11 protein-coding genes and 1 tRNA gene are annotated in these 17,571 nt (G+C 59.6%); 5 read left to right on the top strand and 7 right to left on the bottom strand.

Going from position 1 to position 17,571, the window contains the following annotated elements; all coding sequences use genetic code 11:
* Positions 1-2: 2 nt before the first annotated feature.
* The 4 genes from secD to queA are packed head-to-tail and all read right to left on the bottom strand — an operon-like array spanning position 3 to position 4,356.
* A complete protein-coding gene (gene secD, locus M6F29_RS02070) occupies positions 3-1,823 on the bottom strand; it encodes a protein translocase subunit SecD (protein ID WP_298157036.1) in 1,821 nt (606 codons plus the stop codon).
* Positions 1,824-1,854: 31 nt separating this feature from the next.
* Positions 1,855-2,172: a preprotein translocase subunit YajC gene (yajC, locus tag M6F29_RS02065; protein ID WP_297454957.1), complete on the bottom strand. Its 318-nt coding sequence runs from the start codon at positions 2,170-2,172 to the stop codon at positions 1,855-1,857.
* Positions 2,173-2,213: 41 nt separating this feature from the next.
* A complete protein-coding gene (tgt, locus tag M6F29_RS02060) occupies positions 2,214-3,320 on the bottom strand; it encodes a tRNA guanosine(34) transglycosylase Tgt (protein ID WP_366525917.1) in 1,107 nt (368 codons plus the stop codon).
* Positions 3,310-4,356, bottom strand: coding sequence for a tRNA preQ1(34) S-adenosylmethionine ribosyltransferase-isomerase QueA (queA, locus tag M6F29_RS02055; RefSeq protein ID WP_298157029.1), 1,047 nt, complete (start codon positions 4,354-4,356; stop codon positions 3,310-3,312). Before queA ends, tgt begins: the two co-directional genes overlap by 11 nt.
* Before the next feature lie 26 nt (positions 4,357-4,382).
* Here queA and M6F29_RS02050 point away from each other — a divergent pair.
* Together M6F29_RS02050 and M6F29_RS02045 are read left to right on the top strand one after the other, a co-directional pair.
* Positions 4,383-4,469, top strand: a tRNA-Leu gene (locus M6F29_RS02050).
* Between the two features lie 241 nt (positions 4,470-4,710).
* The gene (locus M6F29_RS02045) at positions 4,711-5,355 is read left to right on the top strand and encodes a hypothetical protein (protein WP_298157026.1); all 645 of its coding nucleotides are present in this window, start codon (positions 4,711-4,713) and stop codon (positions 5,353-5,355) included.
* A 46-nt stretch (positions 5,356-5,401) separates the two neighbouring features.
* On the opposite strand, the gene M6F29_RS02040 is transcribed toward M6F29_RS02045, so the two are convergent.
* The 3 genes from M6F29_RS02040 to M6F29_RS02030 form a co-directional block, all read right to left on the bottom strand.
* Positions 5,402-6,250 carry a patatin-like phospholipase family protein gene (locus M6F29_RS02040; RefSeq protein ID WP_298157023.1) on the bottom strand — a complete coding sequence of 283 codons (849 nt, stop codon included), beginning with the start codon at positions 6,248-6,250 and terminating at the stop codon, positions 5,402-5,404.
* 66 nt (positions 6,251-6,316) lie between these two features.
* Positions 6,317-7,432 (bottom strand): YbdK family carboxylate-amine ligase, encoded by a 1,116-nt coding sequence (locus M6F29_RS02035; RefSeq protein WP_298157020.1) that lies wholly within the window; start codon positions 7,430-7,432, stop codon positions 6,317-6,319.
* Complete coding sequence (locus tag M6F29_RS02030; RefSeq protein ID WP_297486305.1) at positions 7,429-8,616, bottom strand: cation:proton antiporter; 1,188 nt, start codon at positions 8,614-8,616, stop codon at positions 7,429-7,431. Before M6F29_RS02030 ends, M6F29_RS02035 begins: the two co-directional genes overlap by 4 nt.
* A gap of 274 nt (positions 8,617-8,890) precedes the next feature.
* Here M6F29_RS02030 and recC point away from each other — a divergent pair, with 274 nt between their 5' ends.
* The 3 genes from recC to recD all read left to right on the top strand — a co-directional run.
* On the top strand, positions 8,891-12,283 hold the full coding sequence (gene recC, locus M6F29_RS02025) for an exodeoxyribonuclease V subunit gamma (protein ID WP_298157017.1): 3,393 nt from the start codon (positions 8,891-8,893) through the stop codon (positions 12,281-12,283).
* A complete protein-coding gene (recB, locus tag M6F29_RS02020; protein ID WP_298157015.1) occupies positions 12,276-15,800 on the top strand; it encodes an exodeoxyribonuclease V subunit beta in 3,525 nt (1,174 codons plus the stop codon). The genes recC and recB overlap by 8 nt, the downstream gene beginning before the upstream one ends.
* The coding region (recD, locus tag M6F29_RS02015; protein ID WP_298157012.1) for an exodeoxyribonuclease V subunit alpha at positions 15,797-17,571 on the top strand (1,775 nt) is incomplete at its 3' end. The genes recB and recD, both read left to right, overlap by 4 nt.

Raw genomic sequence — 17,571 nt, 5'->3', positions numbered from 1 at the left:
GGTCACATGCCGATGGAAAGATGATCGATCTTGCGGCGGCGTCCGTAGATCAGGTTGATCAAAGCACGCGACACCAATACGGAACTGAACATGGAGGTCAGTATTCCAAGCACCAACACCACGGCAAACCCCTTGACCGGCCCCGAGCCAAAGGCAAACAGCGCCAAGCCGGCAATCCCCGTCGTCACATTCGAATCCAGGATGGTCCCGAAGGCCCGGTCATAACCCGCATGAATGGCAGCCCCTGGCGAATTGCCATTGCGCAACTCTTCCCGAATCCGCTCGTTGATCAGCACGTTGGCATCGATGGCCATCCCCACGGTCAACGCAATCGCTGCCATGCCCGGCAGGGTGAGCGTGGCTTGTAGCAAGGATAACAACCCCACCAGCAGAAGGACATTGACCGCCAGGGCCACCACCGATATGGTCCCGAACAGGGCGTAATAAACCATCATGAAAACCGCAATGGCGGCAAATCCGATCCAGGTGGAATGAAAACCCCGGGCAATGTTTTCCGCCCCCAGACTGGGTCCCACGGTCCGCTCTTCCAGAAAATCCATGGGGGCCGCCAAGGCTCCGGCGCGCAGCAATAACGCCAGATCATTGGCCTCCTTGGAACTTTGCAGCCCGGTAATCTGAAAACGCGCCCCCAGTTCATCCTGTATGGTGGCCACACTGATGGCTTCGGTCTTGCTCTTTTCCAGAAGCAGGATGGCCATGCGTTTTTTGAGATTGTCCCGCGAGACCTGACGGATGATGCGCGCACCCTTGGCATCCATGCTGATGTTAACGGTGGGACGATTGTTCTGGGAATCAAAGCCGGCACCGGCATCGGTAATGACATCCCCGCTCAACACCACGGCCTTGCGCACGAATACCGGAATCCCCTGGCGATCGAGCACCAGCAGATCGCCAGCGGGCGGCACCTGGGTCACCGAAACCGGGTTGGGATGTTCTTCATCCACCAGATGGATTTCCAGAGAGGCCGTTCGACCGATGATGTCCTTGGCCTTGGCCGTATCCTGCACGCCGGGGAGTTGAACGATGATGCGGTCTGCGCCCTGCTGCTGGATGATCGGTTCCTTGGCGCCCAACTCGTTGACCCGGTTACGCAAGGCCAGAATATTCTGCTTGACGGCCTGATCCTGGATGGCCGTGCGGGTTTCCGGCTTCAAAGACAACACCAGATCGTCCCCTTCGGCCTTCAGATTCATATCATGGTGCGTGTTTTCCAGAACTTGCTGGGCGGAAGACAAGGAGATCCCATCATGAAAATGCACCACCAGCCTTTCCCCGTCCCGGTTCAGTCCGTCGTAGTAAATCTGTTTGTCCTGCAACTCCGACCGAACTTCCGCCGCATCTCCTTCCAGTCGCTTGGTCAACGCGGCCTGCTGATCCACCTGGAGCAGAAAATGCACCCCGCCCGACAGATCCAGCCCCAGATACATGGGCAATGCACCAATCTCCGACAGCCAGGACGGAGAATTGGGCACCAGGTTGAGCGCCACCACATAGCGCTGAGGCTGTCCCTCGGGATTCAGCGCACGATCGATGACGTCCCGCGCCTTCAATTGAGTATCCGTATCGGCAAAGCGCACCCGCAATCCGGTCCCATCGAGGGAAGCACGGGTCTCGACCAACTGGGCCGCCCTCAGGGCCTGTTCCACCTGATTTTGCATCCCCGGCCCCAGGGGAGGGGTGGTTCCCAGCGGGGAGATCTGGACGGCAGGCGACTGGCCGAAAAAATTGGGTAGCGTATACAGTGCGCCCAGAGCAATCACACAAAAGACCAGCAAATTCTTCCAGAGCGGAAAACGGTTCATCAATATTCCTGGTGCGGCCTCCGAGGCCGGTTTATTTGAGACTTCCCTTGGGCAGCAGATTGCTTACGGCAGAGCGCTGAACCTGTATCACGGTACCCTTGGCCACTTCGAGTCGGGCAAAATTGGCATCGATTTCGACAATCTTGCCGACAATCCCGCCCACCACCACCTCATCCCCTTTGCTCAGGGACTCCAGCAAGGCTTTCTGCTCTTTCTGACGCTTCAGCTGGGGGCGGATGATCATGAAATAAAGCGCCAGAAACATGAACGCGATGAAAAACAGGTTGATCCCCATATCAGGGGCGGATCCACCACCGGACAGATCGGCAAAGGCATTTTCAATCAGCATGAGTCCCTCCAAAAAAACTTCACGATTCTAACACGATAGGATCACTTCACTCCACGCGCACGATCTGCCTGAAATTGTTGAACGAATTTGGCGAGCGTGCCGGTTTCGATGGCGGTACGCAATTCGCCCATCAGGGTCTGATAGTAATGCAGGTTATGCAGCGTATTGAGACGCGCCCCCAGCATCTCTCTGGCCTGCTGGAGATGGTGCAGATAACTGCGCGAAAAGTGTTGGCAGGTATAGCAGGGGCAAGTGGGATCGAGCGGCCGACCATCATTCCGGTACCCGGCATTGCGAATCTTGACGTTCCCGAAGCGGGTAAACAACCACCCGTTGCGCGCGTTGCGCGTGGGCATGACGCAATCCATCATGTCGATTCCCGCAGACACCGCATTCACGATGTCCTCCGGCGTCCCCATTCCCATCAGGTAACGCGGTTTGTGGGCCGGCAACAAGGTCGGGGTATGCGCCAGGATCCGCGCCCGATCTGCCGCTGGTTCCCCCACGGACAAACCGCCGATGGCATAACCCGGAAAATCGAGCGCCACCATTTCTCGCGCCGAGATTTCACGCAGGGGTTCGTACATTCCGCCCTGGATGATCCCGAATAGGGCATTGGGATTTCCTTCATGACCACGCAAGGAACGATCAGCCCAGCGCAGGGATAATTCCATGGAACGACGGGCCTCCGGCTCGGTGGCCGGATAAGGTGTGCACTCGTCAAAGGCCATGACGATGTCCGAATTCAGGACGCGCTGGATCTCCATGGAGATTTCCGGGGTCAGGAACAAACGATCGCCATTGATGGGAGAGCGAAAGGTGACCCCTTCTTCCGAAATCTTGCGCAATGCCCCCAGACTGAACACCTGAAATCCCCCCGAGTCTGTCAGGATCGGGGCCTGCCAGTTCATGAACCCATGCAGTCCCCCTTGCGCCCGAAACACCTCCAGGCCCGGGCGCAACCACAAGTGGAACGTATTCCCCAGAATGATCCGGGCCCCCAGGGCCATCAGTTCATCGGGAGTTACGCCCTTGACGGCACCATAGGTTCCTACCGGCATGAATACGGGCGTCTCCACCACGCCATGCGGCAAACTCAGGCGCGCCCGACGCGCCTTGCCATCCTGGGACAATACCTCAAACTTCATCTTTATTTCTTTCCACCAACATGGCATCCCCGTAACTGAAAAACCGATAGGCCTGCGCAACGGCATGGGCATAAGCCTGCCGCACTGCATCCATTCCGGCAAAGGCACTGACCAGCATGAGCAAGGTGGAACGAGGCAAATGAAAATTGGTCAGAAGGCGATCCACCACCTGAAAACGGTACCCAGGGGTGATGAACAGTCGGGTTTCCTGGGCCCCTGCACATAATTCCCCCCCCGCTGCGGCTGCCTCCAGCGCCCGCAAACTGGTGGTCCCCACCGCCACGACCCGTCCACCGCGGGCCCGGGTACGCCGGACGGCCTCCTCCGTTTCCGCAGGGAGGTTGAACCATTCCGCATGCATGTGATGTTCCGCCAGACGCTCCACACGCACGGGTTGAAAGGTTCCGGCGCCCACATGCAAGGTCAGGGAGGCCGTTTCAACGCCGCAGGCGCGCACCGTCTCCATCATCGCTTCATCGAAATGCAACCCCGCCGTGGGGGCCGCTACCGCACCGGGATTCCGGGCATAGACGGTCTGATAACGCTCGGCATCCACCGTACTGGCCGAATGCTCGATGTAGGGGGGCAGCGGCAGGGACCCCACCTGTTCCAGCCAGGCATGAAAGTCCACCCCGGTCCCCGCACCGATCAACCCAACCCGGTAAAGATCCTCGGATTTTTCCAGGACTTCCCATGCCCGACCGTCGGAAAAATGGATCAGGCCTCCCGCACGGGGCGCGTGACTGGCACGAATCTGCACCCAGGCTTCGGAAGCCGACACAACCCGCTCCACCAGGGCCTCGATCCGTCCGCCGCTGGATTTCCGGCCAAACACCCGCGCCTTGATCACGCGCGTATCATTGAAAACCAGGAGATCGCCCGCCGACAGCAACTCGGGAAGTTGAACAAACCACCGATCCTGTACCCCCCGCCCGGACAAATGAAGCAGCCGGCTGGCACGCCGCACTGCCGTCGGAGTTTGGGCTATCAGGTGGGAGGGCAGAATATAATCGAAGTCACTCGTGCAGAAATCCATGAAGCGCATTATAATGCACGGCTGCTGCCCGGGTGGCGAAATTGGTAGACGCATCAGACTCAAAATCTGACGCTGGCGACAGTGTGCCGGTTCGAGTCCGGCCCCGGGCACCATCAGACAGTCCAGAGACCTCCGCGCTCACATCCGGATTTGATACAACACCAGAACTGAAAGAAAGCGACAATAGGGCGAGATTTTCCTGGTAGAAGAAGGAACCCAGTGCGCAAATCAAGATTCGTGGCAGTCTTTTCACTCGTATTTGCAGGATGTTCGACTGTCTCCGTACACGACCCCCTGCCCCTGAAACAGAACGATTCCATTTCGATCTATTATTGTGTCGAGTCGACGGCACAGATGAACATTCTGGATAAAGCGCTCACCAAGGAAAAAAACAAGAACAGGTTTGACGAAGAAAATGCGGCGGCCCTTGAAGCCGTCAACGATTACCTGAACAGGAACATGATCAAATCGCCGCGCCTGAACGTCACGAAACTGCCCTCCTGCCAGAAGTTGGCCGCATTACCGCACAACCCGACCGCGCTATACCTGACCGTTACCCTGAGTGGCTACGGGAGTCTGAATGAAAGGTGGAAAAAACTGTTCATCGGTTCCGGAATCATAGAGGGGACCGTTCAGGGCATCGTTGTCGGAACGGCCACTCAAAATCCGTGGCTGGGCCTTGCGATGGCAACTGAAGAATTTGGGCAGGAATATTTGACCTGGAACGGCATTGACTGGCTGATGGGGGAAACCTATGCCCCGGTAACTTTGGAGGGTGCCCTGGTATCGTCGACGGACCGGCAGACGATCTGGAAGGACAGTTCATTCATCACGGACAACAGCGACGAACTGGAAAAGATGAGCAAGGACGAAAAAAAGAAGAAGGAAGTGCAATTGAAAGCCAGCCTGCATAAAGCCGAAGAGGAACTGGGGACCTCTCTCAACGCTTATCTGACAAAAGAAATCCTGAAGGATGAGCCCTTGCCCGTTTCAAAATGACCGATTTGGCGAAAGCGCAGACAGCAGGCATGAAGTACTCACGCGTTCAACGAAGTCCCTGCAAAGCAGGCAGAACTCCGGCCACGCTCTTGTACCCCACCTCGATGGCCTCTACCCCGCGATGAAAATCGAAAAAGCCCACATGGCCCACCTTGGGGGTAATGAGCACGTCCGCCGGGTCTCCCGCCAACCGCCCGCGCGCAATACGTAATTGCATAATATTGATACTATTACTCAAAATTTCCCGTAACGAGGGTTTTGTCATTTCCGGACGCATCCAGGGCTGAAGAAGGTCCGTGTTCAAATCCACGGCAATGACGAATTCGGCGCCCATCGCTCTTGCCAGGGACACGGGAACGGGGTTGACCAACCCCCCATCCACCAGAAATCTCTCGTCTCGCCGTACCGGCGTAAACAGCGCAGGAAAAGCAATGGAAGCCCTCATGGCTTCGATTGCCGAGCCTTCGCGCAGCCAGACCTCCATTCCCGAATGCAGACACGTTGCCACCGCCCCATAAGGCAAAGCCAATTGTTCTATGGGACGATCCACGAAGTGAACCCGAAAGTACTCAATCAGTTTTTCTCCCTTGAGCATTCCTCCCTTCATACTGACGTCCAGCAATGAAAAGATATTCCTCATGTTCATGTCCAGAAGCCACTGTTCAAACCGACCCAGTTCGCCAGCCGCATACACCGCGCCGACCAAAGCCCCGATGGAGGTTCCACAGACCAGGTCAGGATGAATGCCGGCATCTTCCAGGGCTTTGATCACCCCCACATGCGCCCAGCCCCGGGCAGCCCCCCCACCCAGCACCAGTCCGATCCGGGGTTTTTTCGGAACCACCGGCGCAGAGACCTTGCTCGCTTCGGCATCAAATCTCTTCAGAAAATGCATTTCCCTACCCCTCAGTCAAGCGTCAAACGCAGCCCCCCTGCCGGTCTCGGCTGGCGAATCTGTCCCTCAGGCCCGCCAACGCGCACATTGCCTTTGCACCACTTCGGCCAGAGACTTTGTCTGTGCATGCTGTCGACGCAGCCAATCCACATCACTGCTGGCGGTCAACACTTCACGACGCAGGGCGGCACAGGCTTCATCCGCCTTGAGGGCGATGGCGTGGGATTCAATTTTATCCAGGGTATCCAGAATTTCTTCGGACAAGGAACGGTGTTCATGGTTCCGGGGACTGACATAAACCCCCTCATATCCAAACCGGCAGGCCTGAAAACGATTGAAGGTATAAACCAGATAATCCTTTTCCTGAGGAGAATAAGGGCGCTCGAGGATCAGATAACGGGCCAGTGACTGAATGAATGCCGCAATCTGGGCTGCTTTTCCTACCGTCAGGGGCGTATCCATGACCCGCACCTCGATCGTCCCATATTCGGGCTTGGGTCGAATGTCCCAGTAAAAATCCTTCATACTTTTGACGATCCCGGTCGCCATCATGGAATCAAAGTACTCCCCAAAGGAGTCCCACGTTTCAACCAGGGGAGCACGTCCACTCAGGGGAAACGAAAAGACGGAATTCAGGCGGGCCGAATGAAACCCCGTATCATTGCCCTGAACGAATGGTGAGGACGCGCTCAGGGCGATGAAATGCGGGATGAACCCCGAAAGCAGATGAAGAAGGATCAATGCCTCATCCGCATTGTCGCATCCCACATGGACATGCTGTCCAAAAATCGTGAACTGCTTGGCCAGATACCCGTAGAGAGAGGATAACTGGTCAAAGCGGGGCGTGTCATAAATACGACGTTCGCTCCAGTGCTGGAACGCATGGGTTCCCCCGCCGCACACCCCGATGTCCAGACGGTCGGCACACTCTACAATGCCCTGGCGAATCTCGTCGAGTTGCCCGAAGACATCGGCATGGGAGGTGCAGATCCCGGTAGCCATTTCCACCATTCCCTGGGTGATTTCCGGCTTGACGTCCCAATCCTTGCCCTTTTTTTTCAGAAGACGCAACAGATCGGTGGTGGAATCCACAAGGTCATAATCGTAAGTATTGACCAGTTGCAATTCCAGTTCCACCCCCAATGTCAGGGGACGGGAAGAAGAAAAAGGAGGAAGTGTCATGACGATTTTTCCTGGAATTCCTGCGAGCGAATCAATCCCCACTGAACAGCCATGGGACCCAGGACTTCAAGCACGTTCATCATGCTGAAAACGATCGGAAGAATCCTGACCCCCACCTGGGGATACAGGGTCCGCATATCCATCAGTTCCACCAGCGGGATTTCAGCCATGGGAATGAGAACGATACCCAGCACCAGCGATTGACGCAAATTCAATCCGCTGATCGGTCCCAGCAACAACACCCCCAGCCCTTTTGCGGCGAACCTGACCAACACGACGATCATGGCGGCTCCTGCTCCAACCATAAACTCACTCCGGGTCAGCAGGGACCCCGTCATCATGAACAGAATGATCGTCAAAATGCTCCCCGCCGTTCCAAAGTGGCGGGGCCAGAGATGGGGCCGCGGATCGAAGTGCTTGGCCAGCACCCCCCCCAGTAACGGAGCCAGAAAAACGGGCAACTCGAGCGCGACGAGAAAAGCCTGCAACAGGAGGAGAAGACCGAACAGCACCGGCGCACTCTGCTCGTCCGATAGTTCGAACATCCGACGCAACAACTTGAAAGACAAGGCCAGGACCAGCCCCATCCCCAGGGACCCCGCAAGAAGATAAAACGAATGGAAGAGGGCCATGAACCATTGCCCATGAAATGTGCCCTGGAACCAACCCATGATCAGGTAAAAACACACCACCGAATAAACCGTATTCAGACCGCACAACACCAGCAATCGCTGGGTGACTTGCCCCTGAGCGCGCATCTCGGTCACCATCCGCAGCACGATGACCGGCGAAGTTCCCATGGCAACGACCGCGATGGACAAAGCGTTTTTCACCTCGAACCCCATCACCATGAGGACCCCGAACACCGCAACGAAGGTCGCCCCCGACTCCAGGAGACTGGACGCGATGACCCAGGGATTGTATTTCAGCCAACGCAAACTCACCCGAACGCCCAACTCGAAGAGCAGCAGGGTCAAGGTCAACTCCACCAGAAACCTGAAATCGGGCAGATCCTCTCCATCCACCCAGCCCAACCCCAAGGGACCCAGCAGAATCCCTGCCAGCGCATACCCCGTGATTCGAGGCATTTTGACCAGACGACAGATTCCCTCTCCGGCCAGGGAAGCCAGAAGGAAGGAAAGCGCGATGCGCATAAAAAACAGCCATTGGGTGTGTCCCATCATGGGTATTGACTCCTGACGATCTCTCCGGGGACAGGGCCATCCGTAACAGTCTGTATTTCCGGGAGAGGGTGAGCGATGAGCGCAAACGGCACTGATGACATAAGGCGGCAGCCGGTTTTCCTGGTTTGAAAACCGGGAAGAAAAATTGATCCCGCCGTACAGTATAATGCCCTGAGCATGAAAGTCCAAACCTGCCCCCTGGCCCTTCCTCCACAAAGGTTCTCATGATCCGGCACGCGACAAGTTCCGCCCTTCCACCCAATCCGTACCGCCCATGAGTATGCCCCCCCCTGGTCTCGTCGTCCTGCACGGTAACCGCCTGGAATTGTTGCAGGAGGCCGTGGTGCACTGGATGCGCCAACACCCACTGGCCCCGCTGACCGAAGAGGTCATCCTGGTCAACAGTATCGGCACAGCCGAATGGGTCAAGTCCTCCCTGGCTGAATCTCTGGGGGTCTGTGCCGCGACTCGGGTCGAACTACCCGGCCGTTTCCTGTGGCGTTCATACCGCAAAATCCTGGGCCGGGCGGTGGCAGAACGATCCCCCCTGAATCGTCAGGCCCTGATCTGGCGCATCATGAAACTGGCGCTTCAGGACACGCTGCCCGCTCCCCTGGCCGCCATCGTTCACCTTCTCCGGGCAGAGGACCTGGAAGCCCGTTATGGCTTTGCCCGCGAAGTCGCCGACCTCTTCGATCAATACCAGAATTACCGGTCCGCCTGGCTGGCAGACTGGATTCAGGGTCGGAATCAGTTGACCACGGCGCGGGGTGAAGAGTTACCCGTCCCGCCGGACCAAGCCTGGCAACCCGCCCTGTGGCGTTGTCTCTGGCAGGATCTGTCTCCCGTCGAACGCGCCTTCACCCTCCCGGCCCTGCATCAGCAGGTCCTCGAACGGCTGCAACGGGGCGGAGAAATCATCGGGTTACCCCCCCGTATCCTCGTCTTCGGCGTCTCCACGCTGCCCCATTCAACCCTGCAGATCCTGGATGCCCTGGCGCATCACTGCCAGGTGCTGGTGGCTTTGCTCAATCCCTGTCGTTTTCACTGGTCCGATATCGTGGAGGGACGGGAACTCTGGCAAGCCGTCCGGCGCCGCCAACCCTGGCGCCACCATGATTTCAGCATGACGGCCTTTGAAGACATGCATCTTCACGCTCACCCGCTGCTGGCCGCATGGGGTCGTCAGGGAAGAGACTTCATGCGGCAACTGGATGCCTATGCGCCTTCCATCCCGGAGGCCACGGACCTCCCCCGCATCGATCTGTTCGATGAACGAACCCCGCATACGTTGCTGGAGGAAGTTCAATGCGCCATCCGCGATTTGCTCCCCCTGGCCGAGCACCCGCGGAATGTCGTTGTTGCAACGGACCGCTCTCTGGTCTTTCAGCGGGCCCATAGCCCCCTGCGCGAAGTACAGGTACTGCAAGACCAGTTGCTCGATCTTTTGACCCAGTCATCCCCCGCCTTGCAGCCCCGTCAGATCGTGGTCATGATCCCCGCGCTCGAAGATTATGTCCCCTTCATCGAGGCCGTCTTCGATCGCTATGAATCCGGGGACCCGCGCTTCATTCCCTATGAAATCGCCCTCTCCCGCCCCCACCTCAGTACCCCGCTCATCCAGGCCCTGAAATGGCTGCTGGCGCTCGACCAACACCGGATCACGGCCAGCGAGGTCCGTTCGTTGCTGGAAGTCCCTGCGCTGGCACAGCACTTCGAACTGGATGCCGACGGGGTGAGCAAGTTGTCTCGATGGGCAGATGCCAGCGGGATCCGCTGGGGTCTGGATGACCTCCATCGCGCTTCCCTCGAACTGGGTGCCTGTGGCGACCAGAATACCTGGCACTTCGGCCTGGAACGCCTCTGGCTCGGCTATGCCAACGGCTCTTCCGGCCCCTTCGACGGCATCGAGCCCTACCCGCACCTGAGCGGACTGGAAGCCACCGTCCTTGGCTCCCTGGCCCGTTTCATCGAGACCCTGAAGGAGACCTGGGAGACCCTGCGCAGCCCTGCGCCCCCGGCGGTCTGGGCGGAGCGGGGACGCCAGTTGCTGGACAACTGGTTCGACGCGACCAATGAACTGGAAAACCTCAGCCTCGGACTGTTGCACGAAGCCCTGAGTGACTGGCTGACCCTTTGCCAGGAAACCGGTTTTGCAGACCCTATCCCCCTTTCCCTGTTTCGTCGGTCCTGGTTCGATACGCTGGAAGAACCCAAGGAAACGGGCCGTTTTCTCAGCGGAGGGGTCACATTTTGCACCTTGCTGCCCCTGCGCGCCCTTCCCTTCGAGGTCATCTGCCTGTTGGGCATGAACCTCGAAGCCTTTCCTCGCCGCGCTGCCGCGCGCCCGCACGATCTGATGCAAAGACCGGGGATGCCGCGCCCCGGTGACCGCGCCCGCCAGGAGGATGATCGGGCTCTGATGCTGGATACCCTGCTCGCTGCCCGGCGAGTTCTGTCCATCAGTTGGTGCGGTCGGGACCCGCGCGATGATTCCGAACGTCCGCCCTCCGTGCTGGTGGCCCAGTTACGCGATTACCTGATGCGCGGGTGGCGTCCTGATGAAAATCATGGATACACCGATCTCCTGGCCCAGCAGACCCGGGATCACCCCTTGCAACCCTTCAGTCGCCGCTATTTCGAGGAAAACCAGCCCATTCACACCTATGCAGGGGAATGGCGTCAGGTCTTTGACCCGGCCTTGCCAGAGGTGACTCTTCCTCCCCTCTCTGCCCAGGACCCACCCAAAACACTCTCGCTCGGGACGCTGGGCCGTTTTCTCAGAAACCCGGTCAGGTTTTACCTGGAGTCCATCCTGAACATACATTTCGAGGAAGCCCAGACTCCCCCGGACGAAGAAATGTTCGAGACTTCGGGTTTGGCGCGCCATGAGTGGATCTATGCCCTGATCACCCCACCTTTCAACCCGCGCGAATCGCAGGAACTGGAAACCCGGCTACAGCGCCTGTGCCGTGCCGGGCAACTCCCCCTGGCCGAAATGGGACAGGCGGTCATGGCGGAATTGCGCGGCACCGTCACCCCCATGCTGGAAACCTGGGGCGCCCTGCAGGAGCGTTATCCCTGCCTGTGCGACAAGCACCCGATTCACCTCTCCTTCGGGACCCATGAAATCCGCGACTGGCTGGAAGGCCTGCGCAAAGAAGGGGACAGGGAACCCGCCGCGTGGGTGGAACTCCTTGCCTCCCGTGTTCTGGAAAAAAATGGCAAAGACCTGCAACTGCACAAACTGCTGCCGGTCTGGCTCCGTCACCTCGTCGCCAGCGCCACGGGGCACATGCCCGACTGCCACCTGGTGGCCCAGGACATCGTGCTCACCCTGCGTGCCCCTGCGCCGGAAGAGGCCCGGGCAATACTTTCCAGCCTGGTCGAACTTTGGCAGGAGGGCCATCGCCGACCACTGCCGATGGCCCTCAAATCCGCCTTCACCCTGGTTCGATCCGACGATCTGGAGAAAACCGCCCGGATCTACGAGGGAACAGACCATTTTCCTGCAGAAAGGGACCGTTATCAGGAACGCATCTACCCGACCTTTGCCAGCCTGAACCAGACCGGAGAATTCGAAGCCCTCACCCGGAGTCTGGCCTTCCCTCTGTGGTCCTGGGCAAGAAATGCCGTACTGACCCCCCTGGCGTCCGCCCATGAGTGAACCCCTCGATCCCCTGACCTTTCCCCTGTGGGGGAGTCGCCTCATCGAAGCCAGCGCCGGAACCGGAAAAACCTGGACCCTGGCTGCGCTCTATGTGCGCCTGGTGCTGGGACATGGTTCAGGGCATCACGCCCCCCCCGGCGCATTCCTGCCCGAACAGATTCTGGTCATGACCTTTACCCGGGCGGCCACCCGCGAACTGTCCGAACGCATTCGCGCACGCCTGGAAGAAGCCGCCGCCTGTTTCAGGGGCGACAGCCTCCCGGCCGATGATTTCCTGCGCACCCTGCTGGACGACTATCCCGATCCGCTGGCACGGCGCCATGCCGCCTGGCGTCTGACCCTGGCCAGCCAAGCCATGGAGAGCGCCGCCATCCACACGCTGGATGCCTGGTGCCAACAGGTGTTGCAGGACACGACTTTTTCCCATGGACAATGGTTTCCCGCTCAAATCACGGACAACGACGAGGACCTTATTCCCCTGGCGCTGCAAGATCTTTGGCGGCAACGTCTCTACCCGTTGAGCGGGCTGGAATTCCGGTTTTTTCTGGAGGACTGGAAGGATTTCTCCCATTTTTCCCGGTGCATCCAGAAAGATCTTCCAAAAAACACCCTCCCGTCATGGTCAATGGAAAACGCCCGTGCCAACGCCATCACCTGGAAGGAAAGGCACCAGGCAATGACCGACGGGTTGAAAACCCTGCGCACGCTGTGGCGCTCCCGCATCGAGGCCCTGTGTACCTGGCTCGATGACCAACTCCCCCCCAATCGGCAGGATACCCCTTTCAATCAGAAAACCTTCAGGGCGGAGACGGTACGCCAATGGTGTGCCCGTTTGCGCCGCTGGTGCGAAGAAAACGGACCGGCCGACCCCTGTCTGACGGAGGAGGTATGGGACAAACTGACGCCCGCAGGGCTCCAGGCTCAAGTCAAAAAGAATTGCCGGATCGATCCCCCGGCGCTCCTCGAAGAACTCGATGACCTCCGCACGACATTGCAACACCTGAGAGACCAGAGGAAACAGTTGCACGACCTCATGGTGGAAGGGGTTGCCCTGCGTCTTGCCCAACACAAGTCCCAGATCCTGCGCCAGAACTTCACCGACCTCCAGCAACGTCTCGACCGGGCCCTGCAGGGATCGCAAGGGGAAGCCCTGGTCACGGGGCTGCGCCTGCGCTACCCCGTTGCCCTGATCGACGAATTTCAGGACACCTCGATGCGCCAACTGCGCATGCTGGACCGTATTTATGACTTGAATGCCCACGCGCCGGAACGGGGGATCTTCCTGATCGGCGACCCCAAACAATCCATCTACGGTTTCCGCGATGCAGACATTCAGAGTTATCTCAAAGCCCGTGCATCCGTGGCGCCGCGTCATTACTTCCTGACCACCAATCATCGTTCGGTGGCGCCCGTCGTCGAACTTATCAACACACTCTTCCAGGGCGCCGAACAACGGGATGGACCGGGGGCCTTTCGCTTCCGCGAAAGAGACGAGGCCCCCCTGCCGTTCCACCCCGTGCAGGCCCATGGACGAGAGGAACAGTTGCGCTGTAACGGGCAGCCTTATCCTGCCCTCACAGTCTCCTGGACCGCTGAACTGGACAACCGGGGTCAATTGCTCGAACGCATGGCAGAACATTGTGCGGAACATCTGGGGGTACTTCTGGCCTCCGGCGCCAGCTTTTGCACGAGCGACCTCCGGGTCCCCCTTCGCCCCGCCGATCTGGCCATACTGGTACGCGACCGTCATGAAGCCGCAGCGGTGAAAAATGCCCTGGAACGACGAAACATCTCCTCGGTCTATCTGTCCGACCGAACTCACCTGCTGGACTCTGCGGAAACCCCGGACGTCCTTCTGTGGCTTCAGTCCGTGGCTCATCCCCGCAACCCCCGCCTCCTGCGGGCGGCCCTGGGTACCGCCACCCTGGGGTTCTCACTGGCCGAACTGGAACACTGGGCCAGGTCGGAAACTGCCTTCGAAGAACTATTGAATTTCTGGATGGAACTTCACCACTGCTGGCAACGGCAGGGAGTGTTGTCCACGCTGCAGCGCCTGCTCCACCATTTTTCCCTGCCGGCCCGCTGGCTTCAGGAAAAAGACGGCGAGCGCCGCCTTACCCAGGTTCTCCATCTGGCAGAATTCCTGCAGCGCACCAGCGCCCGCCTCGAAGGCCCGGAAGCCCTGATCCAGTGGCTGGTCCACGAGTGTCAGACCCCCACCTCGAGCCCGGAGGAATTACGTCTGGAAAGCGATGCAGACCGGGTTCGCCTCATCACCATCCATAAATCCAAGGGGCTGGAATTTCCTGTGGTCTATCTGCCCTTTGCCACCTGTTTCAGACCCGAACCCGATGCCGACGCCGATGAAAGACGCCTCCAGGAAGATATCCGCCTGCTTTATGTGGCGTTGACCCGTGCCCGGCACGCCCTGTGGATCGGAGTTTCGCCCTTCAAATATAAAACCGGCGACCCTCAGTTCTCCGCCAGCGCCCTGGGCTGGTTGCTGGGGGCGACCCGGGGCGACCCTGCCGAACGACTGTTGCCCCTGCTCCGGGAAACCTGGGGCAGTTTTCCGGAAGTGCGTTTCACGGAAGCCCGTCTGCCGCTCGCGACCACGCCCTTTAGCCCCCCGCCTGCCCCGGCCTTGCGTCCCGCCTCCCTCATCACCGGCACCTTTGATCGCGCCTGGGCCATTCACAGTTTTTCCTCCCTCACCCGTTCCCTGGCATTGACGTTGCCCCCCTCTCCCGCGACACCACAAAACCCGCCTCTGTCCGAGGCCAGCCCACGCCATCGTTTTCCGCGCGGCGCCTGGGCCGGGAAATTTCTGCATGAACAGCTGGCCTGGGCTGCCGAACGCCGTTTTGCCTTCGACACCGACCCCACCCTGAGTCTCCAGTTACATCAACGCTGCCTGCGTCAAGGCTGGGAAGCCCATGCCGATGACCTCGGACAGTGGTTACAGGAAATTGCCCTGACTCCCATCGCCCCCAGCGGAGTCGCCCTGCGTGCACTTCCCCGGACTTTCCAGGAAATGGAATTCTGGTTTCCGCTCCAACCCACCCACACCGAACGGCTGGATGACTTCTGCCAGACGCATTTCTGGCCCACCCATCCCCGCCCTCCCCTCGCGGCACGGGCGCTGAAGGGATTGATGATGGGATTTGCCGATCTGGTCTTCGTCTGGGAGGATCGCTTCTGGGTATTGGACTACAAATCCAATGCCCTGGGGGATAACGATGCCGCCTATACCCGCACGGCCCTGGAACAGGCGGCGGTCACGCATCGCTATGAAGTACAAATGGCACTTTATCTGTTGGCCTTGCACCGCCTTCTGAAAGTGCGCCTGGGGTCCGCCTATGTCCCCCGCCAGCATCTGGGCGGCGGCATCGACCTCTTCCTGCGGGGCATCCAGGGACCGGAGCGCGGAAGCCTGCTGCTCGAATCCCCCGATCGGTGGATCGAAGCGCTCGATGCCCTGCTTGCACCCACGTTCACCGGAACCCCCTCATGACTCCCGCCAGCCTTTTGGAACACCTCGAAACCTGGTACCGTCAGGGGAAGTTGCGCCTGCTCGATGTCTCCTTTGCGCGCTGGTGTGCCCGGCATGATCCCGCACCCACGCCCGAACTTCTGCTGGTCGCGGCCTTGGTTGCATACCTGGAGGGACGGGGACACAGTTGCCTGGATCTCGACCCTCTCCTTCAACAGACCCTGAACCTGGGTACGGAACTGGAGGCAGCACTGGCCCATGTCCTGGCCGAGTTACCGCGCACCCGGGCCGCCTGGCAGGACACCCTGTACGGCAGCCCTTGCGTCGCCCCCCCCTCGTCTCCCGTCCCGTCGCCACTGGTGCTGGCGGAAAACCGCCTGTACCTGCGACGCTACTGGCAGTACGAAACCGCCCTCAGCCAGCAGATTCGCCAGCGTACAAACCCTGTGCTCTGGTCCCTCGATGCACTGGCCGGTGCCCTTCCCTGGCTCCACGCACTCTTCCCCACCCATGATGCGGGAATCCACTGGCAACGGGTGGCCTGTGCCCTGGCCCTGCGCAGCCCCTTCACCCTCATCACCGGCGGACCGGGTACCGGAAAAACCCATACCGTCGCCCGGTTGCTGACCGTCCTCCTGAGTCAGTCCGCCCACCCGGAAGCACTGCGTATCGCCCTGGCCGCACCCACCGGAAAGGCCGCAGCCCGCCTCACGGAATCCCTCCGGAAAGCGCTTCGTGAATTGCCCCCGAACCTGCCCGCCGCTCTGGATATCCCGACCCTCATCGAACAGGTGGGCCCGGCCCGCACGCTCCACTCCCTGCTCGGACAGGACTGGACGACCCGCCAGTTCCGCCACGACGCCGCGCACCCCCTCGACCTCGACCTCCTCATCGTGGATGAAGCCTCCATGGTGGATCTGAAAATGATGGTTGCGCTGTTCGATGCCCTTCCTTCCCGCAGCCGCATCGTACTTCTGGGAGACCGGGATCAACTGGCCAGCGTGGAAGCGGGCGCCGTGCTGGGGGATCTCTGCCTCCATGCCGAGGCAGGGCACTACCGTCCGGAGACGGCCGATTTTCTCCGTACCCTGGGCGACCCTTCCTTGCCAGAAAACCTGTGTGATCCCAACGGATCGGATCTCGCCCAATGCCGGGTCATGCTGCGCCACAGCCACCGCTTTGGCACTGCCATCGGCGCCCTGGCCATGGCGGTCAATGCCGGCGATGTCGGATCCGTCACCCGCTTGCTGAAACAGGAGACTCATTCCTCCCTGGCCTGGAAGGACTGTGCCTCTCCTCAGGAAGTGGTAGAGATCGCTACCTGTTCCACCGATCTCTCCTACGGAAAGTTTTCTCGACTGCTTCAGACCCGACCCGCCCCCGCCGATTTTGACTCCTGGGCCCTTCTGCTGCTCCAGGCTTTGGACCAGTTCCGCGTCCTCTGCGCGCTGCGCGAGGGTCCCTGGGGGGTCATCGAACTCAATCGGTCCATCGAACAGAAATTGCGGACCATGGGTGGACTACAGCCCCAGGGCGAATGGTACGAAGGACGCCCGGTCATCATCACGCGCAACGACGCCGACCTGTCCCTGGCCAACGGGGACATCGGTCTGACCCTGCGTTCTCCCTACCCTGCGCAGGGACTACGGGTCTATTTTCCGGATGCCATGCGAAGCCTGCGCGCACTGGCGCCCAGCCGGCTCAACCATGTGGAAACCGCCTTTGCCCTGACCGTCCACAAATCCCAGGGCTCCGAATTCGAGCATACCTTCCTGGTGCTTCCTGCTCCCCA

Origin of the sequence: Ferrovum sp. (genome assembly GCF_027317285.1) — a bacterium.
Taxonomy (GTDB): Bacteria; Pseudomonadota; Gammaproteobacteria; order Burkholderiales; family Ferrovaceae; genus Ferrovum.
Note: the sequence above shows the minus strand (reverse complement) of the source record. Positions and strands in the feature narration are given on the sequence as shown.

Bases quoted from the DNA above. Each gene is read 5' to 3' on its own strand.
- M6F29_RS02035 (WP_298157020.1), bottom strand. From the start codon at position 7,432: ATGACACTTCCTCCTTTTTCTTCTTCCCGTCCCCTGACATTGGGGGTG.
- queA (WP_298157029.1), bottom strand. From the start codon at position 4,356: ATGGATTTCTGCACGAGTGACTTCGATTATATTCTGCCCTCCCACCTG.
- recB (WP_298157015.1), top strand. From the start codon at position 12,276: ATGAGTGAACCCCTCGATCCCCTGACCTTTCCCCTGTGGGGGAGTCGC.
- secD (WP_298157036.1), bottom strand. From the start codon at position 1,823: ATGAACCGTTTTCCGCTCTGGAAGAATTTGCTGGTCTTTTGTGTGATT.
- M6F29_RS02045 (WP_298157026.1), top strand. From the start codon at position 4,711: ATGAACATTCTGGATAAAGCGCTCACCAAGGAAAAAAACAAGAACAGG.
- M6F29_RS02030 (WP_297486305.1), bottom strand. From the start codon at position 8,616: ATGATGGGACACACCCAATGGCTGTTTTTTATGCGCATCGCGCTTTCC.
- M6F29_RS02040 (WP_298157023.1), bottom strand. From the start codon at position 6,250: ATGCATTTTCTGAAGAGATTTGATGCCGAAGCGAGCAAGGTCTCTGCG.
- yajC (WP_297454957.1), bottom strand. From the start codon at position 2,172: ATGCTGATTGAAAATGCCTTTGCCGATCTGTCCGGTGGTGGATCCGCC.
- recC (WP_298157017.1), top strand. From the start codon at position 8,891: ATGAGTATGCCCCCCCCTGGTCTCGTCGTCCTGCACGGTAACCGCCTG.
- tgt (WP_366525917.1), bottom strand. From the start codon at position 3,320: ATGAAGTTTGAGGTATTGTCCCAGGATGGCAAGGCGCGTCGGGCGCGC.